The 25,034-nt window shown below is 64.4% G+C and carries 26 protein-coding genes and 1 tRNA gene; 11 read left to right on the top strand and 16 right to left on the bottom strand.

What is annotated here, in order from left to right; genetic code table 11:
- Positions 1 to 21 precede the first annotated feature (21 nt).
- Together AB7008_RS01695 and AB7008_RS01690 are read right to left on the bottom strand one after the other, a co-directional pair.
- On the bottom strand, positions 22 to 669 hold the full coding sequence (locus tag AB7008_RS01695) for an invasion associated locus B family protein (protein ID WP_441258332.1): 648 nt from the start codon (positions 667 to 669) through the stop codon (positions 22 to 24).
- Positions 670 to 774: 105 nt separating this feature from the next.
- Positions 775 to 1,614, bottom strand: a complete 840-nt coding sequence (locus tag AB7008_RS01690; protein WP_028158613.1) for an SDR family oxidoreductase — start codon at positions 1,612 to 1,614, stop codon at positions 775 to 777.
- A gap of 311 nt (positions 1,615 to 1,925) precedes the next feature.
- Here AB7008_RS01690 and AB7008_RS01685 point away from each other — a divergent pair, with 311 nt between their 5' ends.
- From AB7008_RS01685 to AB7008_RS01675, 3 genes are all read left to right on the top strand, one after another.
- Positions 1,926 to 2,900: an NADPH:quinone oxidoreductase family protein gene (locus AB7008_RS01685; RefSeq protein ID WP_014490699.1), complete on the top strand. Its 975-nt coding sequence runs from the start codon at positions 1,926 to 1,928 to the stop codon at positions 2,898 to 2,900.
- Between the two features lie 393 nt (positions 2,901 to 3,293).
- Complete coding sequence (locus tag AB7008_RS01680; protein ID WP_441258331.1) at positions 3,294 to 4,133, top strand: hypothetical protein; 840 nt, start codon at positions 3,294 to 3,296, stop codon at positions 4,131 to 4,133.
- An 18-nt stretch (positions 4,134 to 4,151) separates the two neighbouring features.
- Positions 4,152 to 5,312 (top strand): TAXI family TRAP transporter solute-binding subunit, encoded by a 1,161-nt coding sequence (locus AB7008_RS01675; RefSeq protein WP_028158615.1) that lies wholly within the window; start codon positions 4,152 to 4,154, stop codon positions 5,310 to 5,312.
- 248 nt (positions 5,313 to 5,560) lie between these two features.
- On the opposite strand, the gene AB7008_RS01670 is transcribed toward AB7008_RS01675, so the two are convergent.
- Positions 5,561 to 5,944 (bottom strand): YkvA family protein, encoded by a 384-nt coding sequence (locus AB7008_RS01670; protein WP_014490702.1) that lies wholly within the window; start codon positions 5,942 to 5,944, stop codon positions 5,561 to 5,563.
- A gap of 91 nt (positions 5,945 to 6,035) precedes the next feature.
- Entirely contained in the window at positions 6,036 to 6,338 is a 303-nt protein-coding gene (locus AB7008_RS01665) for a 4a-hydroxytetrahydrobiopterin dehydratase (RefSeq protein WP_028158617.1), read from the bottom strand.
- A 151-nt stretch (positions 6,339 to 6,489) separates the two neighbouring features.
- Here AB7008_RS01665 and AB7008_RS01660 point away from each other — a divergent pair, with 151 nt between their 5' ends.
- Together AB7008_RS01660 and AB7008_RS01655 are read left to right on the top strand one after the other, a co-directional pair.
- Positions 6,490 to 7,935, top strand: coding sequence for a TAXI family TRAP transporter solute-binding subunit (locus AB7008_RS01660; protein WP_028158618.1), 1,446 nt, complete (start codon positions 6,490 to 6,492; stop codon positions 7,933 to 7,935).
- Between the two features lie 187 nt (positions 7,936 to 8,122).
- Positions 8,123 to 9,664 (top strand): alkaline phosphatase D family protein, encoded by a 1,542-nt coding sequence (locus AB7008_RS01655; RefSeq protein WP_441258330.1) that lies wholly within the window; start codon positions 8,123 to 8,125, stop codon positions 9,662 to 9,664.
- Between the two features lie 24 nt (positions 9,665 to 9,688).
- Here the strand turns inward: AB7008_RS01655 and AB7008_RS01650 are convergent, their stop codons facing one another.
- Positions 9,689 to 10,072: a response regulator gene (locus AB7008_RS01650; RefSeq protein ID WP_028158620.1), complete on the bottom strand. Its 384-nt coding sequence runs from the start codon at positions 10,070 to 10,072 to the stop codon at positions 9,689 to 9,691.
- Between the two features lie 188 nt (positions 10,073 to 10,260).
- On the opposite strand from AB7008_RS01650, the gene AB7008_RS01645 reads away from it, so the two are divergent.
- The 3 genes from AB7008_RS01645 (at position 10,261) to AB7008_RS01635 (ending at position 14,589) form a co-directional block, all read left to right on the top strand.
- Positions 10,261 to 11,037: a Crp/Fnr family transcriptional regulator gene (locus AB7008_RS01645; protein ID WP_028158621.1), complete on the top strand. Its 777-nt coding sequence runs from the start codon at positions 10,261 to 10,263 to the stop codon at positions 11,035 to 11,037.
- A gap of 290 nt (positions 11,038 to 11,327) precedes the next feature.
- Positions 11,328 to 13,154: a translational GTPase TypA gene (gene typA, locus AB7008_RS01640; RefSeq protein ID WP_248880963.1), complete on the top strand. Its 1,827-nt coding sequence runs from the start codon at positions 11,328 to 11,330 to the stop codon at positions 13,152 to 13,154.
- 187 nt (positions 13,155 to 13,341) lie between these two features.
- A complete protein-coding gene (locus AB7008_RS01635) occupies positions 13,342 to 14,589 on the top strand; it encodes a flavin monoamine oxidase family protein (RefSeq protein ID WP_441258329.1) in 1,248 nt (415 codons plus the stop codon).
- 93 nt (positions 14,590 to 14,682) lie between these two features.
- Here the strand turns inward: AB7008_RS01635 and AB7008_RS01630 are convergent, their stop codons facing one another.
- Genes AB7008_RS01630 through AB7008_RS01615 form a run of 4 tightly spaced genes read right to left on the bottom strand, consistent with a single transcriptional unit; the run spans position 14,683 to position 17,842 of the window.
- Positions 14,683 to 15,090 carry a thiol-disulfide oxidoreductase DCC family protein gene (locus tag AB7008_RS01630; RefSeq protein WP_028158625.1) on the bottom strand — a complete coding sequence of 136 codons (408 nt, stop codon included), beginning with the start codon at positions 15,088 to 15,090 and terminating at the stop codon, positions 14,683 to 14,685.
- Between the two features lie 60 nt (positions 15,091 to 15,150).
- The gene (locus AB7008_RS01625) at positions 15,151 to 16,470 is read right to left on the bottom strand and encodes an SDR family oxidoreductase (protein ID WP_441258328.1); all 1,320 of its coding nucleotides are present in this window, start codon (positions 16,468 to 16,470) and stop codon (positions 15,151 to 15,153) included.
- An 8-nt stretch (positions 16,471 to 16,478) separates the two neighbouring features.
- The gene (locus AB7008_RS01620; protein ID WP_441258327.1) at positions 16,479 to 16,946 is read right to left on the bottom strand and encodes a DUF2269 family protein; all 468 of its coding nucleotides are present in this window, start codon (positions 16,944 to 16,946) and stop codon (positions 16,479 to 16,481) included.
- Positions 16,943 to 17,842, bottom strand: a complete 900-nt coding sequence (locus tag AB7008_RS01615) for an alpha/beta hydrolase family protein (RefSeq protein ID WP_441258326.1) — start codon at positions 17,840 to 17,842, stop codon at positions 16,943 to 16,945. Before AB7008_RS01615 ends, AB7008_RS01620 begins: the two co-directional genes overlap by 4 nt.
- A 261-nt stretch (positions 17,843 to 18,103) precedes the next feature.
- Here AB7008_RS01615 and AB7008_RS01610 point away from each other — a divergent pair, with 261 nt between their 5' ends.
- Together AB7008_RS01610 and ppa are read left to right on the top strand one after the other, a co-directional pair.
- Positions 18,104 to 18,613: a GNAT family N-acetyltransferase gene (locus AB7008_RS01610; protein WP_014490714.1), complete on the top strand. Its 510-nt coding sequence runs from the start codon at positions 18,104 to 18,106 to the stop codon at positions 18,611 to 18,613.
- Positions 18,614 to 18,791: 178 nt separating this feature from the next.
- Positions 18,792 to 19,328, top strand: a complete 537-nt coding sequence (ppa, locus tag AB7008_RS01605; RefSeq protein ID WP_014490715.1) for an inorganic diphosphatase — start codon at positions 18,792 to 18,794, stop codon at positions 19,326 to 19,328.
- 136 nt (positions 19,329 to 19,464) lie between these two features.
- Here ppa and folD read toward each other — a convergent pair whose 3' ends face one another.
- From folD to AB7008_RS01590, 3 genes are read right to left on the bottom strand one after another with little or no spacing between them, the layout of a single operon-like run.
- Positions 19,465 to 20,349: a bifunctional methylenetetrahydrofolate dehydrogenase/methenyltetrahydrofolate cyclohydrolase FolD gene (folD, locus tag AB7008_RS01600; RefSeq protein WP_441258325.1), complete on the bottom strand. Its 885-nt coding sequence runs from the start codon at positions 20,347 to 20,349 to the stop codon at positions 19,465 to 19,467.
- A gap of 1 nt (position 20,350) precedes the next feature.
- Positions 20,351 to 20,719: a DUF167 domain-containing protein gene (locus AB7008_RS01595; protein WP_028158631.1), complete on the bottom strand. Its 369-nt coding sequence runs from the start codon at positions 20,717 to 20,719 to the stop codon at positions 20,351 to 20,353.
- A gap of 15 nt (positions 20,720 to 20,734) precedes the next feature.
- The gene (locus AB7008_RS01590; protein WP_008539240.1) at positions 20,735 to 21,025 is read right to left on the bottom strand and encodes a YggT family protein; all 291 of its coding nucleotides are present in this window, start codon (positions 21,023 to 21,025) and stop codon (positions 20,735 to 20,737) included.
- Between the two features lie 189 nt (positions 21,026 to 21,214).
- Between AB7008_RS01590 and AB7008_RS01585 the strand changes: the two genes are divergently transcribed.
- Positions 21,215 to 21,290, top strand: a tRNA-Ala gene (locus AB7008_RS01585).
- 126 nt (positions 21,291 to 21,416) lie between these two features.
- Here the strand turns inward: AB7008_RS01585 and AB7008_RS01580 are convergent.
- From AB7008_RS01580 to AB7008_RS01565, 4 genes are all read right to left on the bottom strand, one after another.
- On the bottom strand, positions 21,417 to 22,229 hold the full coding sequence (locus tag AB7008_RS01580) for an enoyl-CoA hydratase (RefSeq protein WP_441258324.1): 813 nt from the start codon (positions 22,227 to 22,229) through the stop codon (positions 21,417 to 21,419).
- A 123-nt stretch (positions 22,230 to 22,352) separates the two neighbouring features.
- On the bottom strand, positions 22,353 to 23,147 hold the full coding sequence (locus tag AB7008_RS01575) for a glutamine amidotransferase (protein WP_441258323.1): 795 nt from the start codon (positions 23,145 to 23,147) through the stop codon (positions 22,353 to 22,355).
- Positions 23,148 to 23,339: 192 nt separating this feature from the next.
- Positions 23,340 to 24,119: an SDR family NAD(P)-dependent oxidoreductase gene (locus AB7008_RS01570; RefSeq protein ID WP_028158634.1), complete on the bottom strand. Its 780-nt coding sequence runs from the start codon at positions 24,117 to 24,119 to the stop codon at positions 23,340 to 23,342.
- 231 nt (positions 24,120 to 24,350) lie between these two features.
- A complete protein-coding gene (locus AB7008_RS01565; protein WP_441258322.1) occupies positions 24,351 to 24,839 on the bottom strand; it encodes a TerB family tellurite resistance protein in 489 nt (162 codons plus the stop codon).
- Positions 24,840 to 25,034 lie beyond the last annotated feature (195 nt).

The following is a 25,034-nucleotide window of genomic DNA, read 5'->3' as shown; positions in this document are numbered from 1 at the left end:
GGCTTAACGCCGCCGGCAGTCCTACCGCCTGCAATCCTGGGCGATCCGGTCGAGCGCCTGGGCGAGGCCCTTCAGCGAAAACGTATCGGTCGTCTCCGTTCCCTTGGCCGAGACACCCTTGACCACGAGATCGGCGGATTTGCGCATGGCCTCGACCATCCGCTCTTCCTCGGCCGCGTTCTTAATCCAGAGGCCGTCGCCCTGCGTGTACATCGCGAAAGCGGCGCCGCCGACCTCGACCGAGGATTCCGAGCCCGGCTTCAGCGCATAGCCGATCATGACCGAGACTTCGTTGTTTACCCTTTCCGCCGGCCGGGTCGAAACGAAGGCATAGGCGGGATCGCGCGGGCGGTTCGGCGGGTTGGTCTTCGACGACGACGGCTTCGCCAGCGCGAAGCAGACCTTCTTGCCGTTGGGGGTAGCCGAATAGGCGCCCCAGGTGCCGAACTGGCCGATCAGGGTCGGCTCCGCGCCGCCCGCAACCGCGGCGGCGGGAGCCACCGACTTGCTCTCGGGCTTTGCTGCTGACTTTGCAGCCGGATTGGCCGCCGGTGCAGCCGCCTTTGGCGCGGCTTTGGGCGCCGGTTGCGCCGTCTGCGCCCGCGCGGAATCGGTGATTCCCACGGCCGTAACGCCCGTCATCAAGGCTAAAATCAGCACCCGCCACATGCTGGAGTGGTTCCCTCAATATTGTGACTGGAAGATGGCCCGGCCGCGCTTTGTCCCCCGGCAGGGATAACCGGGAAAGTCCAATTTGGGAAGGCAGTTAGCGGCTTAGCCTTTGGATCGCGCAGCGCGCTGCTCGGTCCATTGCGCGTCGGTCCAGCGCAACAAATCCTCGGCGCCGGAGCTGCGCAAATGCGCGCCACCGTCGATCACGACCATCTCGCCATTGATGTAGCCGGCACGGTCCGAGACCAGGAAGCTGGCGAGGTCGGCGAGCTCGCTGTGCTCGCCGGTGCGCCCCATCGGGTTGCGGGCGGTCCAGCCTTCGTCGCGGCCCTCGGGACGGAGCTGTCCCGAGGCGCCCGCGGTCGGGAACGGGCCCGGGGCGATCGCGACGGTGCGGATGCCCTTCGGGCCCCACTCGACAGCGAGACTCCTGGTCATCGCCAGCACCGCCGACTTCGCCATCGCCGAGGGAACCGTGAAGGCGCGGCCGGTGATGGTCGAGGTCGAGAGAATCGAGAGCACGACGCCGCCATGCTTGCCGTCGATCCAGCGCTTGCCAGCGGCGAGCGTGCAATACATCGCACCATGCAGCGTCGGCGCGAGGATCGCGTCCGCGGCGCGAAACGACAGATGCTCGCTCTGCGCGATGAAGGTTGCGGCAGCGTTGTTGACGAGAACGTCGAGCGGTGCCTCGCGCCAGATCGCGTCCATCATGCTCTCGACGGCCGCGCCATCGCGAATATCGCAGGCCATCGTCGTGACCTTGCCGCCGGTCTGCGCGCGCATCTCGCTCGCCGTTGCTTCCAGCCGGTCGAGCTTGCGACCGCAGATCACGAGCTCGGCGCCGAGCGCGAGGAAGCGGTGTCCCATCGCCGCGCCGAGGCCGGAGCCACCACCGGTGACGAGGATGCGCTTGTCCCTGAGCAGACCTGTTTCAAACATCGTTTGAATCCTCTTTCCACGTAAGCCGTCTTTGGGAGGAACCACCCGGTCCCGCCTCCGGCGGGCCGGATGACAGGCTCCGCGACGAAGCAATCCAGACTATTTCCGCAGGACGGACTCTGGATTGCTTCGCGGAGCCTGTCATCGGGCCGCGCTTCGCGCGGACCCGGTGGCTCGCAATGACGAGGATAAGCCGGCGCGTAGTCTCAGACAAAGAATCTGGATTGTCGCCCGTGCCTAAATCCGGCAAAACCCGATCAACTTAATTCCGCTCGAAACGCCCAGTGCTTGCTTCTCAAGAAGGTGCCGTCATGAAAGCCATCCTCTGCTCGCAATATTGCCAGCCCGATGATCTCGTGCTTGCCGACGTGCCGGATCCGGTGGCAGGTCCCGGCGAAGCGGTGATCGCGATCAAGGCGGCGGCGCTGAACTTCTTCGACATCCTGATGATTCAGGGCAAGTACCAGATCAAGCCACCGTTCCCGTTCTCGCCCGCCGCCGAAGTCGCCGGCGTGATCGAGAGCATCGGTCCCGGCGTGACTGATCTGAAGGTCGGCGATCGCGTCGTCGCGTCCTGCGGCCACAACGGCGCGCGCGAAAAGATCGCGCTGCCGGCGGCATCGATCGTGAAGATTCCCGACAATCTCGACTATGACCGCGCGGCCGGCATCATCATCATCTACGGCACCGCGCTGCATGCGCTGGAAGACCGCGCGAGCCCGAAGCCGGGCGAGACGCTCGCGGTGCTGGGCGCGGCCGGCGGCACCGGCCTTGCTGCCTGCGAGCTCGGCAAGCTGATGGGCCTGAAGGTGATCGCCTGCGCCTCGTCGGATGAGAAGCTCGAATTCGCGAAAGCGCATGGCGCCGAGTTGACGCTGAACTACGGCAAGGAAGATCTGAAGGAAGGCTTGCGAAAACTCACCGGCGGCAAGGGCGTCGACATCATCTTCGATCCGGTTGGTGGCGCCTATGCCGAGCAGGCACTGCGCTCGATTGCCTGGGAAGGCCGCTTCCTGGTCATCGGTTTTGCCGCCGGCGACATTCCGAAGATGCCGCTGAACCTCGCGCTGCTGAAGGGCTGCGACATCCGCGGCGTGTTCTGGGGCGCGTGGACCCGGCTCAACCCGGCCAAGAACCGCGCCAATCTCGAGAAGCTCGTGAAGTGGACCGCGGAAGGAAAGATTTCCTCGCATGTCGACCGCACTTTCCCGCTGGCACAGACCGCCGACGCACTGAAGGTCCTGGCGGGACGCCAGGCCATGGGCAAGGTGATCCTGCATCCGTGATGGTGTGGGCGACGGCGTCGCCTGCTACGCACTCGCCACACATGCAACTGTCATCGCCCGCCTTCTGCGCAATTGCGTACTGAGGCGGGCGGTCCAGATTTCAGAGACACCAGAGATTTCAGCCGAGACGCCGCGGGCCCACTGGGGGCCTTGGGGTCAACGCCGGCGGAGTCTAGGAAAATCTTCCTCAACCATCGCCGCCAAAATCGTGGTGCATTCCCCCGGTCCGCCTCAATCAAACCCAAATATTTCCCGATTCGCGCAAACCGTTGTCGTTTTTTGGGCTGATTCCAGCGGCGTTTTACCGGTTCCATTTGCGGGACACTTTGGACAAAAGCAAGAAGACTTAAGCCGAATTGCCCCTGCGTTGCGTTAGTAATGGGGAGCATGACCATGGAGACGACGGCGCATCGACCGTCGAAGGAGTCGAAGGCGTTCGACTCCGATCGAGCCACATCATCACATCCGCCGAGCGCGTCCTTTATCCGTGCGCGCGCCGCGCGGGCCGATCTTTCGCAGGACGATCCAATTCCACTCTTCCTGTCCGATCCGCTCGGTGCGCCGGACCCGCACGAATATGCGCCCGTTGAGGTGCGCTCCAGAATTGTCCCGCGTGTTCTCGCGGCCGTTCTGACGGCATCCACAATGGCAGTTCTGGTCACACTTTATCAGTCCGACTTTCGCGGCCTCTTCGCCGCCAATGCCGTTAGCTGGATGGGCATCGCGCCGGAGCAGGCCATGGCGTCGGCCAACACGCCGGCCATGACGCAGAGCTCGCTGAAGGATTCGGACCGCGTGACCAACACGAGGCTGGCGAGCGCCAACACGCAGGATCCCCCTGCGCCGTCAACGCCGAGCCGCGAAGCGATCGCGACCGCCTATCAGACGGCGCTGCAAGCCCAGGCGCCCGCACCCGTCGCGGCGCCGCCTGCACCTCCTCCGCCCGCCAGGACGCTCGATGCCGACACGCTGGCCGGGCTGATGACGCGCGCGAAGAACCTGTTGAAGATCGGCGATATTGTTGCAGCCCGCCTGCTGCTCGAGCGCGCGGCCAATGCACAGGATGCAACGGCCGCGTTTCTGCTGGCGCAGACCCATGACCCGGCCGTGCTGGGCACCAGCGACGCGCGGAGCATCGCCGGCGACGCGACCGTCGCGCGCGACTGGTACCAGAAGGCCGCGGCACTCGGATCGACGGAGGCGCGGCAGCGCCTCGCTCAGCTTCAGAACTAGAACTTTTCAGAGGGTATCATGCGTAATGCTTTGGGAATGGCGGTTGCCGCCATCATGACGATCTGTGCCTTCGCGGCACGCGCCGAGCAGACCGAATACGATCCGGCCAAGGTTTCGGACAGCTTGAGGGCCATCTTCCAGTTCGGCTCGACCTCGACCAAGCAGTCGTTGAACGCCAACACGGTCACGCTGATCACCGGCACGATCGGCGGCACCTATGTGCAGTTCGGCGCTGACCTCGCTTCCGTGCTCGACGACGGCAACAAGATCCGCGTGCTCCCGATCGTCGGCCGCGGCTCGGTGCAGAGCGTCGCCGACATTCTGTTCCTGCAAGGTGTCGATCTCGGCGTCGTGCGAGCGGATACGCTCGACTATCTCGAACGCAAGGGCTTTGCCAAGGACATCAAGAAGCAGTTCACCTACGTGACCAAGCTCTACAACGAGGAGATGCAGGTGATCGCGCCGAAATCGGTTGCGACGCTCAAGGACCTCGAAGGCAAGACTGTCAGCGTGGACCTGCCGAACGGCGGCACCTTCGTCACCGCGCTCACCGTGTTCGAGCGGCTCGGGATCAAGGCGAAATTCGTCTATGTCGAGCAGCGCATCGCGATGGAGAAGCTGAAGGCCGGCGAGATCGACGCCGTCATCGTGGTCGGAGGCAAGCCTTACAAATCGGTCTCGAACTTCGGCAATGACGGCCGCTTCCATCTTGCGGGGGTCGACTATGCAAAGCCGCTCCAGAGCGACTATCTGCCGGCGACGCTGACCGCCAAGGACTATCCGAACCTGATCAAGGAGGGCGAGAGCGTGGACACGATCGCGGTGCCCGCGGTGCTCGCCGCCTATAATTGGGCCCCGAACACCGAGCGCTATCGCAAGATCGCGCTGTTCGTGGACGCCTTCTTCACGAAATTCCCCGCGCTCCAGAACCCGCCCTTCCATCCGAAGTGGAAGGAGGTCTCGCTGTCGGCCCCCCTGTCCGGCTGGAACAGATTGCCGGTGGCGCAGCAATGGCTCGACAAGCATGGCATTGAGCCGGTGACGCGGCAGCGCTTCGAGGCGTTCCTGAAGCAGAACCCTGCGGGAACGAAAGTGTCCGACGCGGACAAGGAGACGCTGTTCAAGCAATTCCAGGCGTGGGACGCGGAGAAGGCGCGGGCGGAGGCGGGGAAGAAGTAACCAGCGGCGGCCGATGGTGTCGCAAGCTGTCCACTCACTGTCATCGCCCGGCTTGACCGGGCGATCCAGCACTCCGCGACGTCAGTGATTGAATCGAGAAGCCGCGGCGTGCTGGATGCCCCGGTCCCGGCTCCGCCAAGGCTACGCCGGGCCACAAGCTCGCTCGGCCGCCAAAGCTTCAGCGAAGGCGGCAAGCCGGGGCATGACGGCGCTGGGTGCGGCTAGCGGCTACGACGTGCTGTCAACGCTTACTGCGCCGTCTCCCCCTCATCCACCCCACGCTTCAACACCGCACGCGCGGCTTCGCGGTGCTCCGTCGTGATGTGGCTGGCGACCATGCGGATGGCGGTGGCGAGTACGGCGGCGTCATCGGTGAAGCCGAGGATCGGCATCACGTCGGGGACGAAATCGAACGGCAGGATGAAATAGGCGATCGCCCCGAGCAGCGACGCCTGGACATGGCGCGGCGTCTGCCGGTCGAACGCACAGTAATAGGCCGCGAGAAGGTCTTCCGCGAACGGCAATTGCACGGCGACACGCTTCAGCTTGCGCCAGAAACGGCGGCGCACGCTCTCATGATCCTCCGCAAGCCGATCGGCCGGCTCGAAGCCGACGCTGTGTTCGGCAGCCATGTTCGACAAACTCCCCGTTCAGCCAGGGGCGGCAGATGGCCGCGTCTCCTGCTGATCACAACATGGGGATGCAGGCGATCCTCGCAAGATGTCAGGTAGCTGTCAGCTTGGCGATCGTGTTCATCGTCCTGGCGAGCTCGATGTCGAGCTTGGTGACACCGCCGGCGTCATGGGTCGACAGCACCACCTCCACCGTCTTGTAGACGTTGCGCCATTCGGGGTGGTGATCCATCTTCTCGGCAACCAGCGCCGCGCGGGTCATGAACCCGAACGCCTCGTTGAAATCCTTGAAGACAAAGGTCTTCCCGATGGCGTCGCGGCCCTGAACCTCGGTCCAGCCCGGTATGGCGCCCAGTGCCTGCTTGCGTGCATCCGCCGTCAGCCGCTCTGCCATGATCGCCTCCATTTTCAGGGGAACTTTACCCTAACATCGTGCATATGGCCCCGGTTCAGACCGGATTTCGTCCATCCGCTAACCATGACGGAGATGTAACCCCGCCGGACAAGAAATTTGCTATGATTGCAGGTGTAAATCGCCGGCCAAGATGAAACTGAGCCTCAAGCGCCTGTTTGGGAGATCGATGACCGGGGGATTGGACCTGGCCGAAGCGCCCACCCCGCCTTCGCCGCGATCAGCGGCGCGGAAGACGGCGCTCGTGTCTCTGGCGCTGGTGCTTGCGATCATCGGTGCGCTCGTCGGCGGCTACTATTTTGCGATGCGGCCGGTGACGCTGAAGATCGCGGTCGGTCCGGCCAATAGCGATGACCTCAAGGTGGTGCAGGCGCTGACGCAGGCTTTCGCGCAGCACAAGAGCTTTGTGCGGCTACGCCCGATCCAGACCGACGGCGCCACCGCCAGCGCCGATGCGCTCGCGGAGAACAAGGTCGATCTCGCCATCGTGCGCGGCGACGTCGACGTGCCGAAGAACGCGCAAGCCGTCGCGACCCTGCGCAAGAACGTCGTGGTGCTGTGGTCCGTGCCCGGCAAGGGCAAGAGGAAGGGCGCGAAGATCACCAAGATCGCGCAGCTCGCCGGCCATCGCGTCGGGGTGATCGGCCGAACCCAGGCCAACGTCAACTTGCTCAAGGTGATCCTCCAGCAATACGGCGTCGATCCCGCCAAGGTCGAGGTCATACAGTTTCCGGCCAATGAGGCCGCCGAGGCGATCAAGGCCCAGAAGGCCGATGCCTATCTCGCAGCCGGCCCCGTCAACAGCAAGATCACGTCGGATGCGATCGCGGCTTCCGCCAAGGACAGCGGCACGCCGACCTTCCTGGCGATCGATTCCGCGGACGCGATTGCGCAAAACCATCCCGTCTACGAAGCATCGGAGATTCCTGCCGGCACGTATGGCGGCTCACCCGATCGCCCCGATGACGAGGTCAAGACCATCAGCTTCTCGCACCACATCGTGGCGCGCAAAGGTGTGTCCGATACCACCATCGCGGCGTTCACGCGCCAGCTCTTCGCCGTGCGCCAGCAACTGGTGGCGGAATTCCCGATGGCGGCGAAGATCGAGACGCCCGACACCGACAAGGATGCGGTGATCCCCGTGCATCCGGGCGCCGCCGCCTTTGTCGATGGTGAGGAAAAGACCTTCCTCGACAAATACAGCGATTACATCTGGTGGACCCTGATGGCGCTCTCGGCGATGGGCTCGATCGGCGCCTGGTTCGCGGGCTACCTCAAGAAGGACGAGCGCGACAACAACAGCCATTTGCGCGACCGCCTGTTCGACATGATCGCGGCGGCGCGCAAGAGCGAGACGACCGACGAGCTCGACCAGATGCAAACCGAGGCTGACGAGATCCTGCGCGACACGCTGCGCTGCTTCGATCACGGCGCGATCGAGGAGGGCGGGCTCACCGCCATCAACATCGTGCTCGACCAGTTCCACGCGGCCGTCGCCGACCGCAAGGCCGTGCTGTTTGCCATGCCGCAAAGTCTGCAGCGCGCAGGCGCGCAATTCAGGGCCGCCGGCAACGCGTAAACGCTTGCCGCGTTATTGCTGCGTCATACTGTCTCAGTATAGCTTTCGCAGTCATTCCGGAGCGCACGCAGCGCGGGTCCGGAATCTCGGGATTCCCCGGTGCGCAATTGCGCACCTGAGGTCCGGTCGTTCGGACCGAACCGGGATGACGACGCGAGATGCGCACGAGACAAAAAGCGAAGCCGCCATGAAAATCAAATTCTCCCGCCGCCGCTTCCTCACCACCGGCGCCGGTGCGCTCGGCGCGATCGCGATGCCCCATCTCTCGCGTGCGGCCGACCGGCCGGCGGTTACGCATGGCGTGCAGTCCGGCGACGTCACGGTCGACGGTGGCGTGGTCTGGGCGCGCACTGACCGGCCATCGCAGATGCTGGTCGAGGTGGCCACGACCGAGTCCTTCAAGGATGCCCGCGCGCTGCCGCCGATCGCGGCGCTGCCGGAGAGCGACTTCACCGCGAAGATGCTGATCGAGAACCTGCCGGGCGGACAGGACATCTTCTATCGCGTCCGCTTCCGCGACCTCTCGCATACCGCGATCGAGGGCGAGCCGGCGGTCGGCCGCTTCCGCACCGCGCCGGCCGACCGTCGCGACGTCAGCTTCGTCTGGGGCGGCGACGTCGCAGGGCAAGGCTGGGGCATCAATCCCGATGATGGCGGCATGTTCACCTTCTCCGCGATGCGCAAGCATCGCCCGGATTTCTTCCTGCATTCCGGCGACACGATCTATGCCGACGGTCCGATCGAATCCGAGGTGAAGCTCGCCGACGGCAAGATCTGGAAGAACGTCACCATCCCCGAGAAAGCCAAGGTCGCGGAGACGCTGGACGAGTACCGCGCCGCGCACAAATACAATCTCACCGACGACAACGTCCGCGCCTTCAATGCCGAAGTGCCGATCTTCGTGCAGTGGGACGATCACGAGGTGACCAACAACTGGTCGCTGTCGAAGGAGTTGCCGGCGTCCTACAAGGTGCGCGACATCTCGCTGCTGGCAGCCCGCGCGGGCCGCGCCTTCCACGAGATGTATCCGATGCGGGAGAGCATCGTTGAGCCGGGCCGGGTCTATCGCCAGATCTCGTACGGCCCGCATCTCGACGTGTTCATGCTCGACGAGCGCAGCTATCGCGGCCCGAACGGCGCCAATCTCGAAACCGCTTACGGGCCCGCCAGCTATTTCCTCGGCCCGGACCAGATCGCCTGGCTCAAGCGCGGCCTCCTCAACTCGCGCGCCACATGGAAAGTGATCGCCTCCGACATGCCACTCAGTCTCGTCGTCTCGGACACGCCGAAGGGCGGATCGGAAGCCATTGCGCAGGGCGACGGCCCGGTACGCGGCCGCGAGTTCGAGATCGCCGACATCCTGCGCTTCATCAAGATGGCGCCGATCAGCAACACGGTGTGGCTGACCGCGGACGTGCACTACGCCGCCGCGCATTATTACGATCCGAACAAGGCGCAATTCCAGGAGTTCGAGCCGTTCTGGGAATTCGTCTCGGGCCCGCTGCATGCGGGCACCTTCGGTCCGAACGCCCTCGACAACACCTTTGGACCCGAGGTGCGCTTCGTCAAAGCACCGGGCAAGGACAACCAGAACCTGCCGCCGTCCGCAGGCATGCAATTCTTCGGTCACGTCAAGATCGACGGCGCATTCGGCCAGATGACGGTGACCTTGCGCGACCGCGCCGACGTTGCGCTGTGGTCGACCACGCTCGATCCGAAATTTGCCTGAAGCCGGGAGAACGCCGACGGGCGATCAGGCACCGCGCGAGCGCAGCGCGGCCTCCAGCGCTTCGCTCGAGCAGGGCTTTTGCAACCGCGGCCGCGTCTTGAATTCGGGAGCGATCCGAGCCTCGGCACCGTAGCCGGTCACGAAGACGAAGGGAATTTGCGCCGCCGCCAGCCGGTCGGCGACGGCAAAGCTTTTCTCGCGGCCGAGCTCGACGTCGAGCAGCGCGAAATCCGGCGCGCGCGCTGCGATCGCCGCCAGCGCCTGCGCCACCGACCCCACGGTGCGAACGCTCTTCACGCCAAATCCGAGCAGGCGATCCTCGAAATCGATCGCAATGATCGGATCGTCCTCAACGATCAGGACATCGGCTGGCATGCCGGCGGAGTCGTGCGGGGGAGCAGGTATCATGATGCTGGATATCGAGGGCTGCATATTCTTACCAATCAAGGACAGCCTCATCCCGACGCCTGCGCCCCAGCGCATCGGAGGGTTCCCGGAACGAAACTCACCACAGAACAGTTTTCACGTCTGTCCACTTGTGCACACAGCCCATGATCGGACCTCGCTAGTGTTGAAGGGAGAGCAGGGGATTTACGATGGACGCGCGTATCAGCAAGACAACCGAAGTCGGCAGCCGGCCGGCCAACAATCTGCTGCGGCGCTTGAGTCCGGCTGACTACGCGCTGCTGGCGCCGCACGTCACCCTGGACACCGCCGGGGCCAACGAGCTGCTCTACAGTCCCGGCGACGATGTCCAGGTCGTGCACTTTCCCTGCGGGCCGTCGCTCGCGACGTTTCTCGTTCCCAATGAGGACGGCCGCGACGTCGAGACCATCCTGGTCGGACGCGAAGGCGCGGTGGGCGGCATTGTCAGCGAGGGATTTTTGCCGGCCTATACCCGCATCTGCGTGAAATTCGGCGGCCCCTTCGCGCGCATTCATGTCGCCAAGCTGGAAGCTGCCAAGATGCGCTCGGCCTCGCTGCGCAACATCTTCGCCCGCTATGCCGATTGCATGCTGGCGCAGATGTTCCAGTCCACCGCCTGCAACGCCATCCACTCCATCGAGCAGCGTACGGCAAAGTGGATCATCGCGGCGATGGAGCGGACCGGCGACGAGAGCAGCGTGCCGCTGACGCATGAGCAGCTCGCGACGCTGCTCGGGGTCGGCCGCAGCTATGCGAGCCGCGTGCTCCAGTCGTTCAAGGCCGAGGGCGTGCTCGATACCAGACGCGGCGCGATCCTGGTCCGCAATCTCGACGGCCTGCACCTGCGCGCCTGCCTGTGCAACGACGCGGTGAAGATGCACTTCGAGGAGGTGCTGCGCGGGGTCTATCCGACCGAAAAGGCGGACCTGAGCTCCGCGCAGGGCTGATCGAGGCGGCAGCCGGCCGAACAGGGCCGGTTTGACACCGGATTGTCACTAAGCCCCGGGGATTCCCGGGCAAAATTCAATCAACCAAGGCCCAAAGAACACATTGTTTTTTGGCGGTTTTTGCATATATTGCGCCGCAACGCGTAGGGTGCCTGGTCGAGATGGCCGGGCGGCCCTTTTTGGGCGGAAAGCGCCCGTTTCCAGTCTTCCAGCGTTGTTTCGAGAAGAGGTCCCGGTCCGACCGGCGAGATCGCGCTTAACCCATTGTCCGACCGCAAAGAAGCTCACTCATGAACCTTCGTAACGTCGCCATCATCGCCCACGTCGACCACGGCAAGACGACCCTGGTCGACAAACTCCTCCAGCAATCCGGTACGTTCCGCGAGAACCAGAAGGTGACGGATCGCGCCATGGACTCCAACGATCTGGAGCGTGAGCGCGGCATCACCATCCTGGCCAAGGCGGCCTCGGTGCAGTGGAAGGACACCCGCATCAACATCGTCGACACCCCCGGCCACGCCGATTTCGGCGGCGAGGTCGAGCGCATCCTGAACATGGTGGACGGCGCCCTGGTGCTGGTCGACGCCGCCGAAGGCCCGCTGCCGCAGACCAAATTCGTGGTCTCCAAGGCGCTCAAAGTCGGCCTCAAGCCGATCGTCGTCATCAACAAGGTCGACCGCCCCGACGCGCGCCCGACCGAAGTCATCAACGAGGTGTTCGACCTGTTCGCGGCGCTCGATGCCAGCGAGGAGCAGCTCGACTTCCCGATCCTGTACGGGTCGGCCAAGCAGGGCTGGATGGCCGAAAGCCCCGAAGGTCCGCAGGACAAGGGCATGGAGCCGCTGTTCGACCTGGTCCTGCGCCACGTCGCGCCGCCGACGGTCGAGCAAGGCCCGTTCCGCATGATCGGCACCATCCTCGAGGCCAACCCCTATCTCGGCCGCATCATCACCGGCCGCATCTCGTCCGGCGTGCTCAAGCCGAACCAGCAGGTCAAGGTGCTGCATGCCGACGGCAAGCTGGTTGAGTCCGGCCGCATCACCAAGATCCTGGCCTTCCGCGGTCTCGAGCGCACGCCGCTCGATGAAGCCGAAGCCGGCGACATCGTCGCCATTGCCGGCCTGACCAAGGGCACCGTCGCCGACACCTTCTGCGATCCGACCGTCGAGGTGCCGCTGCCGGCGCAGCCGATCGACCCGCCGACCGTGTCGATGTCGTTCATCGTCAACAACTCCCCGCTCGCCGGCACCGAAGGCGACAAGGTGACGAGCCGCATGATCCGCGACCGTCTGCTGCGCGAGGCCGAAGGCAACGTCGCGCTGCGCGTCGTCGAGGCCGCCGACAAGGATGCGATGGAAGTGTCCGGCCGCGGCGAATTGCAGCTCGCGATCCTGATCGAGACCATGCGCCGCGAAGGCTTTGAGCTCTCGGTGTCGCGCCCGCGCGTCGTGTTCCAGAAGGATGAAGCGACCGGTGCCACCATGGAGCCGATCGAGGAAGTCGTGATCGACGTCGACGAGGAGCATTCCGGCGTCGTCGTGCAGAAGATGAGCGAGCGCAAGTCCGAGCTGATCGAGATGAAGCCCTCGGGCGGTAACCGCCAGCGCCTGGTGTTCTACGCGCCGACCCGCGGCCTGATCGGCTACCAGGGCGAGCTGCTCACCGACACCCGCGGCACCGCGATCATGAACCGCCTGTTCCACGGCTACGCCCCGTACAAGGGCGAGATCCAGGGCCGCCGCAACGGCGTCTTGATCTCCAACGACCAGGGCGACGCGGTGGCCTACGCGATGTTCAAGCTGGAAGACCGCGGCCCGATGATGATCGAGCCGGGCTGGAAGGTCTACAAAGGCATGATCGTCGGCGAGCACACCCGCGACAACGATCTCGAGATCAACGTGCTCAAGGGCAAGCAGCTCACCAACATCCGCACGACGTCGAAGGACGAAGCGGTGCGCCTGACCCCGCCGATCCGCATGACGCTGGAAAAGGCGCTCGCCTATATCGAGGACGACGAACTCGTCGAGGTCACCCCGAAGTCGATCCGCCTGCGCAAGAAGCATCTCGACCCGAACGAGCGCAAGCGCGCGGAAAAGTCCAAGGAAGCGGTGGCGTAAGGCCGCCGCTCTCTCTCACTGTCATGCCCCGGTTTGACCGGGGCATCCAGTACGTCGCAGCCTTTCGATTCGATAACAGGCTTCTCTGGAATACTGGATCACCCGCTCCAGTGCGCAATCGCGCACAAGGCGGGTGATGACAGTTCGTTTTGTGGTGGCTCTCCAGCGAACGTGCTAGAGCCCGTTGATGACCTCCCTGCCCTCCTCGGTCAACGTCGCGATCATCGGCGCCGGCGCAGCCGGCCTCGGCGCGGCGCATGCGCTGGCTGGCTCCGGCCTCTCCGTGATCGTGCTGGAGGCGCGCGACCGGATTGGCGGACGCGCCTGGACCGTGCAGGCCTCGCCTGAGGTGACCTTCGACGTCGGCTGCGGCTGGCTGCACTCGGCCGACAAGAATTCCTTCGTCGCAATCGCCACGCAGCTCGGCTTCGAGGTCAACAAGGACCTGCCGCCCTGGCGCGAGCGCGCCTTCGGCAACGCGTTTCCGCAGGCCGAGCGCGACGATTTCATGCGCGCGATGGACGCATTCTACGAGCGGCTGTGGCAGGCCGCGCAAAAGGGCAAGGACGAACCCGCGAGCCTGAGCCTCGATCCCGGCAATCGCTGGAATCCCATGATCGACGCGGTCTCGACCTACATCAACGGCTGCGAACTGAAGGACATGTCGACACTGGATTGGGACGCCTATGAGGACAGCGACCTCAACTGGCGCGTCCGCCGTGGCTATGGCGCGCTGGTCGCGGCCTATGGCGCCCCCTGCCCGGTGGCCCTGGGCTGCAATGTCACGCTGATCGATCATTCCGGCCAGCGCCTCCGCATCGAGACGTCGCAGGGCACGCTGACCGCCGACAAGGTGATCGTCACCGTTCCAACCAATCTCATCGCCGATGAGGCGATCCGCTTCTCACCGCCGCTGCCCGCCAAGGTCGATGCGGCGGCCGGCCTGCCGCTCGGCGTCGACGACAAGGTGACGCTGGCGCTCGACGATGCAGAAACCTTTCCGAAAGAGGGCAATCTGCGCGGTGCCACCATGCGCACCGAGATGGGCACCTACCACATCCGCCCGTTCGGCCAGCCCTGCATCGAAGGCTTTTTCGGCGGCAGCTTTGCCCGCGAGCTGGAAGACGCCGGCGACGGCGCCATTGCCGCGCATGGCATCGACGAGATCGCGGGCTTCCTCGGCAACGACATCAGGCGCAAGCTGAAACCGCTGTACGAGTCGCGCTGGGCGCACGACCCCTTCGCGAGAGGATCCTATTCACACGCATTGCCAGGGCACGCTGGCGACCGGGCCGTGCTGGCCGCGCCGGTGGATGGGCGGCTGTTCTTCGCGGGAGAAGCGACGTCGCCAAGCTTCTTCACGACGGCGCATGGGGCCAGGGACAGCGGGGAGCGCGCGGCGAAGGAAGTGCTGGCGGCTTCAAGCAAGCCGTAAACCGCAAGCTCCGTTATTCCGAGCGCAGCAAAGCAATCCAGAATCTTTCCGTGGAGACAGTCTGGATTGCTTCGCTGCGCTCGCAATGACGGGCTACTCGATCACCCGTGCCCGCAAATCAGCGTCAGGCACAAAACACGCGTCATACTTGCCGAAGATGCGATAGCGGTTGCGCGCGATGAGGCTGTACACGGGGTCGCGCAGCGGCTTTGGGACGGCGAACAGCATCCGCACCCAACTCCATCCCGGCAGATGCGACAGCACGGTCAGCGCGGCGTCGGACTTCATAAAGACCTCGCCGCCATGAATTACGGCATTGGTGTCGGGATCGTCAGGATTGATGCCAAACGTACGTGCAAGCCGGGCCCCATAATCCGACTGGATCGGCGTGAAACGAAACCGCTTCGCCGTGTCGCGCTTGGCGACGAACCGCACCCAGCGCGAGCAGAAGATGCAGACGCCGTCGAACAGGATCACGTCATCGTCGGGCCATTTTTGCATCAGTCTCTCTATCTTACGCGTTTTCTTCACGCGAACCGGGATCCACTTCGCTCGAAAACGCTATCGATTGTCCAACATCAACAAGGCGACCAGCATCAGCACAATGGCCGGCCCTGTCTTCACCAGCGCGCCGAGCGGCTCAATCCAGAGATCGGGCGTGAGGATCGCCGCACCAACCATATAGCCGAGCGAGGCGACGATGCCTGCAACCAGACCGATCGCCGCGGTGCGGCGGAAGGCGATCAGCACGCCGATGCTCATGTCCATCAGGCTGGTGCCGACGGTGATGGGATCGACCAACGCGGGCGGAAAATTGTGCGCACTCAAAATTCCGGCGGCGGCGCGGTAGGAGACGAACAGTGCGATGAAGCCGGAGACGAGCCAGAACGCGACCAGGCTGGCGAAGATCAGCGCCTTGACTAGGAACAGCCGCGCGAACCATTTGTCCTGGATGGTGGCGGGATGGCGCCCGATCGTCTCGGTCAACGTCCTCGGCGCGATGCCCGTGGCGGCGATCCAGGGCGAGGGATCGCCGGTCACGCCGCGGCGCAGCTCGGCGATGGCGGTGGAGCGCATCGGCGGCATCCAGCCGAGATGATTGGCGAGATCGCCGATCTTCGCGCCGAGATCGAGCATGAAGGATGGCATCACGAGGCGCGGCCAGCCGGCCGTGCCGAAGGCGTGGCGGAACTGTTTGATGACGCCGGCCATGGTGGGCGGCTCGGCCTGCATCAGGTCCCACGTCACGGCTTTGACTGAGGCGTCGTCGATATCGCGGGCGGCGAGCCAGGCGATGGTGGCCGAAATGTCCTCGACTGCGACGGACCGGAATGGCGTCGACATCTCCTTCCCGGGCAGGTCGAGCGGGAAGGCGGCGAGCGAGCGCAGCATGGCGCTGCCGCCATAGGCTGACGGTGCGACGACGAAGCCGGGCCGCAGAATCGCGTGGGGGATGCCGGAGGCTGCAATCAGGCGTTCGGCCTCGCGCTTGGTCGTCGCGAAGGCGGTGCGATCCGCCTCCGCGGTCCCGGGGATCGAGATGTGCACCAGCCGGATCGCGCGGCCGCTGTCGGCGATCGCCTGAAGCAGGCGCGCGACGAAATCGCGATGCACCGCGCTGGTGTCGCTGCCGGGACCATCCTGGAGCACGCCGAGACAGTTCACGACGACGTCGACGGCGTGCTCGCGGAAGAGGATCATCAGCGCGGCTACATCGAGTGACAGGATCGGCTGCTCGATGTCCAGTGCGCTCATCTTCTGCGCGGGCGACAGGCTGCGTGCGACGCCGACCACCCGAAATCCCCGCACGCGCAGATCGTCGGTGACGAAGCGCCCGATCAGGCCGGAGGCGCCGAGCACCAAAACGGTTCGCTGGGTCATCGCACCTCTCAAAACGGTTTCGCGATCATCAGCCACAGGATCAACATCGTCGCGCCGAAGCCGGGGAAACCGAACGCGAACCAGCGGCGGTAGAGCACGAAGTAGCGTTCAGGCAGAGCGCCGCGCTGCTCGGCCGCCTTGCGCGCGAGATCGCGCATCTCGATCTGCATGAAAACGACGGGGACCCAGAACAGGCCCGCAAAGACGTAGAGCCCAAGCGAGGCCAGCAGCCAGCGTTCCGTGATCGGCATGGCCGAAAGCATCATCAGCAGGCCGCCCGTCACCGGCTGGAGGATCACGGCCGACAGCGTGAAGATCGCATCCGCGATCACCACCACCGAAGCGGTGCGCGCGATGAATTCGGCGTCGTTCGCGCGATGCGCCATCAGCATGAAGAAAGCGATGCCGGTGCCGGTGCCGAGAATGACGATGGCGCCCAGCACATGGAGGTATTTGACCAGAAGATACAGCGTCATGGCTTCCTGGCCGCCGCAGGTTTGGACTGGTTCAGCGCAAGCCCGAGCTCGCGACTGGCGGCTTTGACGCCGGCTTCGCTCTCGATCATCCAATGCCCCTCGCTGCCGACGGCCGGCAATGTGCGGAAGTCCACCTTGCCGCCTCCGCCGCGAAACGCATCCGCCAATTGCCGTGAGAACGCCGGCGCAAAATAGCTGTCATTGGTCGCCACGAGCCATGTGACGGGAATGCGCGCCGCCTTGCCGAACTCGACCGCCGCGGCGAGAAGCGTCTGCGGCGCGCAGATCCGGTTCGGTTCGTCATTGGCATGGCCACCGCGCCCCGGCGCAAACGCGATGATCGCGGAGATCGCGTTCGGATCGGCATTCGCGAGCGCCAACGCCCCCCAACCGCCGGCGGAGTGGCCGAGCACGACGATCTTGTCTTGACGAACGAAATCCTGCTTTCGCAAAAAATCCAGCGCGAGCGAAATCTCGGCGGCCGTCGCGCGACCCGAACGCGCATAATCCGCCTCGTCGCAGCCGCCCTGGTCCTCGACATAGCGGCCGCCGGTCGCACCATGGCCGAGCCGCTCCGGCACCAGCACGGCGAAGCCGCGTGCGACCAGAAACGCGACCAGCGCGCGGTATTCAGGCTGCGGCATTTGCGCCCGACGCAGCACATTCTGCGTCGAAGCATGTGCGATCACCGCAAGCCGGAACGGACCGGCGCCGACGGGACGAAACAGCAGCGCATGCGCGGCAATGTCGGTATCCGGCGATGGCACGCGCCATTGTTGCCGGCGAAACGGCTCGCCCTCCTCACCCGATGACCCAAACGTGACCTGTGCGCACAGAGGCGACGCCATCAGCAAGGGCAGCAGAAGCAGGAGGGCGAAGATGTTGAAGAGGCGCATGAATTGCCGCAGGCGAACACTGACAGCGACGGATCTGCAGGAACGAATCATTTTCGGCGGACTTTTTGCGTTGCCATCGCGGTTCATTGGTTGCCGCAGCGCAGTTTTGCACCGGCAATGGCAGGCCGGTGCCGTTCGAAATGGCGTCTTGTCTTCTTTCGGTACAACATGGTTAAAATACTGATGCACAAAATCCACACGTTAACCGATAATTAACGATAGGTCTTGCCGCCGGCGCGGCGACTTGGTTTGATTGCGTCCATGAGCACAACCCTGATCGAGGTCCGGCCGGCCAAAGCTGCAGATGCAACTGCGGTGGCGTCCACCCATGACGAAGCCTGGCGCTCCGCCTATCAGGGCATCATTCCCGGCGGCGAACTGGAAAAGCTGATCAACCGCCGCGGTCCGCAGTGGTGGGACAGTGCGATTCGCAAAGGCAGCCGCGTCAGCGTGCTCGTGTTCGGCGACAAGATCGCCGGCTATGCCAATTACGGCCGCAACCGCGCCCGCAGCCTGCACTTCGACGGCGAGATCTACGAGCTCTATCTGCGTCCGGAATTCCAGGGTCTCGGCTTCGGCCGCCGCCTGTTCACCGCAGCCCGCCGCGATCTGATGCAGAGCGGCCTGAAGAGCATGGTGGTGTGGGCGCTCTCGGACAACGATCCGGCGACCGAGTTCTATCGCGCCTTGGGCGGCCGCATGGTGGCGCGCTCCTCCGAGCGTTTCGGGCCGAAGTCGCTCGACAAGGTTGCCTTCGCTTGGACCAATTGAGCTGCTGAAAGTCTAGCCGGCAGCGTTTCCCATCCGTCGATACCGTTGCCTTTTGAGCCGGTAGTCGCTGGATTCATTATTTCACAAAAACACGATGGATTGGCGGGCCAAGCCCGCGTATGACAGCGCCAAAATCGCTGCCGGGCGCGATTTAACCTCGGCAACAACGGAGCCTTGAATGCGTATCGATGCGGTCTCGATCGGAAAAAACGTACCCCACGACGTCAACGTCATCATCGAAGTCCCCGTGGGCGGCGAACCGATCAAATACGAGATGGACAAGGAAGCCGGCACGCTCGTTGTCGACCGCTTCCTCTACACGCCGATGCGTTACCCCGGCAATTACGGCTTCATCCCGCACACGCTGTCCGATGACGGCGATCCCTGCGACGTGCTGATCATCAACACCCGCGCCATCATCCCCGGCGCCGTCATGAGCGTGCGTCCGGTCGGCGTGCTGTTCATGGAAGACGAAGCCGGCGGCGACGAGAAGATTCTCGCTGTGCCGTCGTCGAAGCTGACGCAACGCTACGACAAGGTGAAGTCGTACTCCGACCTGCCCGACATCACGCTGCAGCAGATCCAGCACTTCTTCGAGCACTACAAGGATCTCGAGAAGGGCAAGTGGGTGAAGATTCTGCGCTGGGGCGGCCCGGAAGACGCCCAGAAGCTGATCCTCGAAGGCATCGAGCGCGAGAAGAAAAAGAAGGCGTGAGCTTGCGTGTCCCGGACGCGGTGCATCACGAAGTGATGCGCCGCAGAGCCGGGACCCATGGCGCCGCTTGCGGTGGGCCCCGGCTCTGCAGCGCATCGTTGCACGCTGCGCTGCGTCCGGGGCGCGAGACCTGGAGTTAAACCACCGGCTTCGGCAGCCCGGCGATCGCGCAAGCCGCGCGCAGCGTATTCACCAGCAGGCACGCGACCGTCATCTGGCCAACGCCGCCCGGCACCGGCGTGATCGCGCCGGCAACGGCGAGTGCTTCCTGATAGGCGACATCGCCGACCAGACGCGTCTTGCCGTCGTCCTTGGGGATGCGATTGATGCCGATGTCGATCACGGTCGCGCCCGGCTTGAGCCAGTCGCCGCGCACCATTTCGGGCTTGCCGACCGCAGCATAGACCAGGTCGGCGCGCTTCACGAGCCCGGGCAGATCGCGCGAGCGCGAATGCGCGATGGTCACCGTGGCGTTCTCGTTGAGCAGCAATTGCACCAGCGGACGGCCGACCAGATTGGAGCGGCCGATAACGATGGCATTCATGCCTTCGAGCGAGGCGTGGACGCTCTTAGTCAGGATGATCGAGCCGAGCGGCGTGCAGGGCGACAGCGCTTCAAAGCCGCCGGCGAGCCGGCCGGCATTGTTCGGATGCAAACCGTCGACATCCTTGGCGGGATCGATGGCGTTGATGACGGCCTCGGTGTTCAGGCCCTTCGGCAGCGGCAGCTGCACCAGAATGCCGTGCACGGCCGGATCGCGGTTGAGTTTTGCGACGACGGCCAGCAGATCGGCCTGCGAGACGTCGGCCGGCAGCTTGTGCTCGAACGAGGCCATACCGGCCGCCTGGGTCTGGGTGTGCTTGGAGCGGACATAGACCTCGCTGGCGGGGTCGTTGCCGACCAGAACCACCGCGAGGCCCGGCACCAGATTGTGCTCGCGCTTGACGCGGGCAACCTCGTCAGCGACGCGCGCGCGGAGTTCCGCAGCGATGACTTTTCCATCGATGATCTTGGCCGTCATGTCAGTTCCCTTGGTCTGTCGGTTTGGCGTCTGCCGATCTGGCTTGGGCGAGCTTGCGCAGGGCTTCGCCGAGCCGCGCCGGATCGCCGTCGACCGCGATCTGCTTCAGCCGCGAGGTGGCACCGGATAGCAGCTTTACACTCGCCTTGGGGACGCCGAGCGATTTCGCCAATAGCACCAGAACGGCCTTGTTGGCCTCGCCGCCATCGGCTATCGCGCGCACCCGCACCTTGAGCACGCTGCGGCCATCGGCCAATTGCTCGATCCCGTCGATGTCGTCACGGCCGCCGCGCGGCGTCACCCGCAGCGCGATGCTGATTCCTGCGGCCGAATAGCGCCAGGGTTCCTTGAAGGCCTGTTTCGCAACCAAGGCGCTCCCGCCTGCTTAGATCACGTTCGGGTAGATGTAATACAGGATCACCCGCTCGATGAACATGATGAGCAGGATCAGGATGATCGGCGAGATATCGAGGCCGCCGAGGCTGGGCAGGAAATTGCGAATCGGCGCCAGCAACGGCTCGGTGATCCGGTACAGGAACTCCGCCACCGCCGAAACGAACTGGTTGCGGGTGTTCACGACGTTGAAAGCAATCAGCCAGGACAGGATCGCGGAGGCGATCAGCAGCCAGACGTAGAGGTCGAGCACGATGATGACGATGTCGAGAACGGCACGCATGGCTTTTGAAGACTCTGGCTTTCGGTCGGGATTGACGCTTTTTGCTAGATATCGGTTCCCCCCGGCCCAAACAAGGGAAGTCGGTGCCGGGATGGTTAAAACCCGGTCATACCCGTCCTTGACTTGACCTTGCCGGGGACTTAAATGGCGCCCGGTTGTCGGCCGCATTCACCAGAGCGGCCAGCAAACGGGGCCATAGCTCAGCTGGGAGAGCGCGTCGTTCGCAATGACGAGGTCGGCGGTTCGATCCCGCCTGGCTCCACCAGCCTTCGCTCGCTTCGCGAGCTACGGCTAGGCAAGCCAGCCGAGCTCCATCGTGGCGAAGCGAGCGAAGGCTGTCCCGCCATAGCCCGAAGGGCGACGGCGGACCTTTTCCCCGAGTTCAGCCCCCCTACCTCCCTGTAAACTTCGGCGGCCGCTTCTCCATGAAGCTCGCGACCCCCTCCCGGAAATCGCTGCCGTTCAGCGCGACCATCATCTCGCGGTTGGCCTCGATCGTCGCCTCCGCCAGCGTCTGGAACGGCACCTCGTAGAGCTGCCGCTTGATCACGGCCATCGCGCTCGGGGAAACCATGTCCGCGAGGTCGCGCGCATAGGCGTAGGTCTCCTCGCGGAGTTTTTCAGGCGCGCATAGCCGGTTCACCAGACCGATCCGCAACGCCTCCTCGCTCGACACGCGCCGGGCCGAGAGCAGCAAATCCATCGCATTGGCGTGGCCGACGATGCGCGGCAGCATCCAGGACATGCCATGCTCGGCGATCAGTCCGCGCCGCGCGAAGGCCGTGGTGAAGACGGTATTGTCGGCAGCAAAGCGCAGGTCGCAATAAAGCGCGTGGACGAGGCCGATGCCGGCGGTCGCGCCGTTGAGCATGGCGATGACGGGCTTTCCGATCGACGGATAGAAGCCGTAGCGCGTCTGCCAGTCCGGCCGGCGGTTCATGTCGAAGGGCGGCAGGTTCGAGGCCCGCCTGACGTCGTTGGGGTCGAGCCCCTTCAGCGCATCCATGTCCGCGCCGGCGCAGAAGGCACGGCCGGCGCCGGTGAGCACGATGACGCGGACATCGACATCGACGCTCGATGCTTCCATCGCGTGACGCACGTCGCGCTCCATCGTCGGCGTCCACGCATTCATGCGATCAGGGCGATTGAGCGTGATGGTCGCGACCTTGTCGCTCACCTCATAGAGAATGTGTTCGTAGGCCATGACGCTCTCCCTGTGTCTGCCGGCACGCGTTCGCGCGCGCTCGTTAGGAACGAGCCTAGCATATCCAGGGATCAGGCAAGGGCTTGTGCCAAGGACCTGCGCCAAGGACCTGAGAAGGCGCGATCACTCGGCGGCTTGCGCCAGCACCTGCCGGCGCGCCAGCCAGCCGTCGATGAAATGATCGAGCCAGGCCCGTTCCGCAACGTCGTAGACGGCACGGTCCGCGAAATGATGATGCCGCTCGCGCGCGCCGGGCGCGCTGAGGCCGTCATAGCCGCGCGTGGTCCAGCAATGCATCATCGCGCAGGTCACGTCAGGATGAAACTGCACTCCGAAAGCGTTCTCGGAGCGGAACGCCTGGATCGGAAAATCATCGCCTTCCGCAAGCAGCTCAGTGCCGACGGGCAGTTCAAATCCTTCGCGATGCCAGTGATAGACATGCGCCGGCCAATTCGGGCAGAGCGCGTGGCCCGCGGCGGTCGGGCGGATCGGATAGTAGCCGATCTGGGTCAGCGCCTCCGCATGCGGTGCGACGCGGGCTCCCAACTGCATCGCCAGCATCTGCGCGCCGAGGCAGATGCCGAGGAACGGTCGCTGTTCGCGGAGCGGAATTTCGATCCAGTCGATCTCGCGGCGGATGTAGTCGTCGGGATCGTTGGCGCTCATCGGACCGCCGAAGAAAACCGCGCCGGCATGCTGATCGAGCGTGTCGGGCAGGGCATCGCCGAAGCGGGGGCGGCGAATGTCGAGGCGATGGCCGAGCGCGCGCAGCGCATTGCCGACGCGGCCGGGCGTCGAGGATTCCTGATGCAGGATGATCAGAACCGGCAACCGGGCTTCGGAGGCGGCGGCGCTCGGCGTCCTTCTGGGGAAGGGCACCAATTCTGCGCCACCAAACCTATCCGTCCGGAACGACATGGCCTCTGCGAGTGCTATCGGTTCAGACCGCCAGCATAGCTGAGCGGTAGTTAACATCGTGTGAGTTCGTGCACACGCGTCCCGATATTGAAGCAAGCTCCGGGCCATTACGGAGCTTTGAGCTTTCTTCAAAAGCGTTTTCGAGCGAAGTGGATACCGGTTCGCGCAATGAAAACGCGTCAAAACAAGAAATCAGTGCCTCTGCCTCTGGAACCGGCTGGTGGCGGACAGGATGAAGCCGCGTGGGAAGAAACGCAGCGCGAACGGCACGATCTTGATGCCGAGACCAGGCAGCACTGCCCGTTTGTTGGCCATCAGGCCACGATAGGCCTGCTGCGCAACATCGGCGGCAGGCACGTTGAGAAGAGCCGTATCATGCCCGGACCCGACGCCGGCGCGCGCCTGGAATTCGGTGGGCACCGGACCCGGGCAAAGTACGGTGACGCGTACGCCGCGCGGCGCAAGCTCCGCCCGCAGGGCCTCGGTGAGGGAAATCACATAGGCCTTGGACGCGTAGTACACGGCCATGCCGGGTCCGGGCAGAAAGCCCGCGACCGATCCGACATTGAGAAGACCGCCCTTGTTCCTGATCAGCTGATCGGCAAAGCGCAGCGACAGATCCGTCAGAGCCCGCACGTTGACATCGACGATGCCGACCTGCTCGACGCGGTCGCGCTCGATCGCATCGCCGAACACGCCGAAGCCGGCATTGTTGACGAGATGGTCGAGCTCGACGCCTTCGGCGGCAAGCGCGGCGGCGATCTTCTCGCCCGCATCCGCCTCCTGCAGGTCGCAGGCGATCACGATCGGCTTCTTGCCGCCCTTGGCGGCGAGCTCGTTCGCAAGCGCCTCCAGCCGGTCCGCGCGTCGCGCCGTCAGCGCGAGGCGATGCCCGTTGGCGGCGAACACACGCGCCAGCTCCGTGCCGATGCCCGCCGACGCACCGGTGATCAACGTTACCCGCTCAGTCACGATCGAAGTCTCTTGAATTGAAGTTTTTTGGCCCCGCAATGGCGGAACGAGAGCATAGGCCGAGCGCGACAGGCAAGCGTCACCGGCAGCATGGCTGCTTGAGCGGGCAACAGGGAAGCGGGAAAACCACGGATTTTACGGGGAAATCCGGGGTTGGGGCGGTCGACGGGGGTATATTAAAGTTTCGTCATGTGGTCAGCACAACCGCCGATAACACCGCGTCGAGACGGCTCAACCCCCGACGGCACCGTCCTTGACCTGACCACCGGCGCGATTTGCGACCGCATGCTTGAGGTCGATCCGGTCGCGCTGGGCGATCCCGAGCAGGTCGGAGGCGCGCCAGACGACGTTGTCCTCGAACTCGGAGACCTGGCCATCGGCATAGACCAGCTCCCACATCATCTGGACGATGCGCTTGCGGCCCTCTTCGTCGAGCGAGCGCATGATGACACTGGTGAAGTGATAGAGGTCGACGGCCTCGCCCTCGACCTGGGTGGCGTCCGCGATCAGGCGATCGGCGGTACCGCGATCCAGCCCGAAATGGCTTTCGATCAGGCTGTGCAGCTTACGCTGCTCGTTCGCCGTCGGCTGACCGTCCAGCGAGACCACGTGAACCAGCAGCGCGGTCGCCGCAAGGCGGTAATCGCTATCGCCGAATGCGCGATCCCCGGCATGAGGGGCGACAATGTCGGTGATGAATTGGCGCAGGCCGTCGAGCATAGGATCCTACCGAAATCGATGAAGCCGCGGGAGTGCGGCCGCCACCGGCATTATATGAGCGGGAAACTCAACCGCCGCAACGTTCGTCAGCTCCGCGCGGGCATTACCTTTCAGCAATCTGGACGTTGTGAATCGGGCGCGAGCAGCGAGCCTAGCCCTCAGACGTCGTCCCTGCGAAAGCAGGGACCCATAACC

Origin of the sequence: Bradyrhizobium sp. 521_C7_N1_3, from assembly GCF_052075975.1 — a bacterium.
GTDB lineage: Bacteria > Pseudomonadota > Alphaproteobacteria > Rhizobiales > Xanthobacteraceae > Bradyrhizobium > Bradyrhizobium japonicum.
This window is presented reverse-complemented; position numbering and strand designations above follow the sequence as displayed.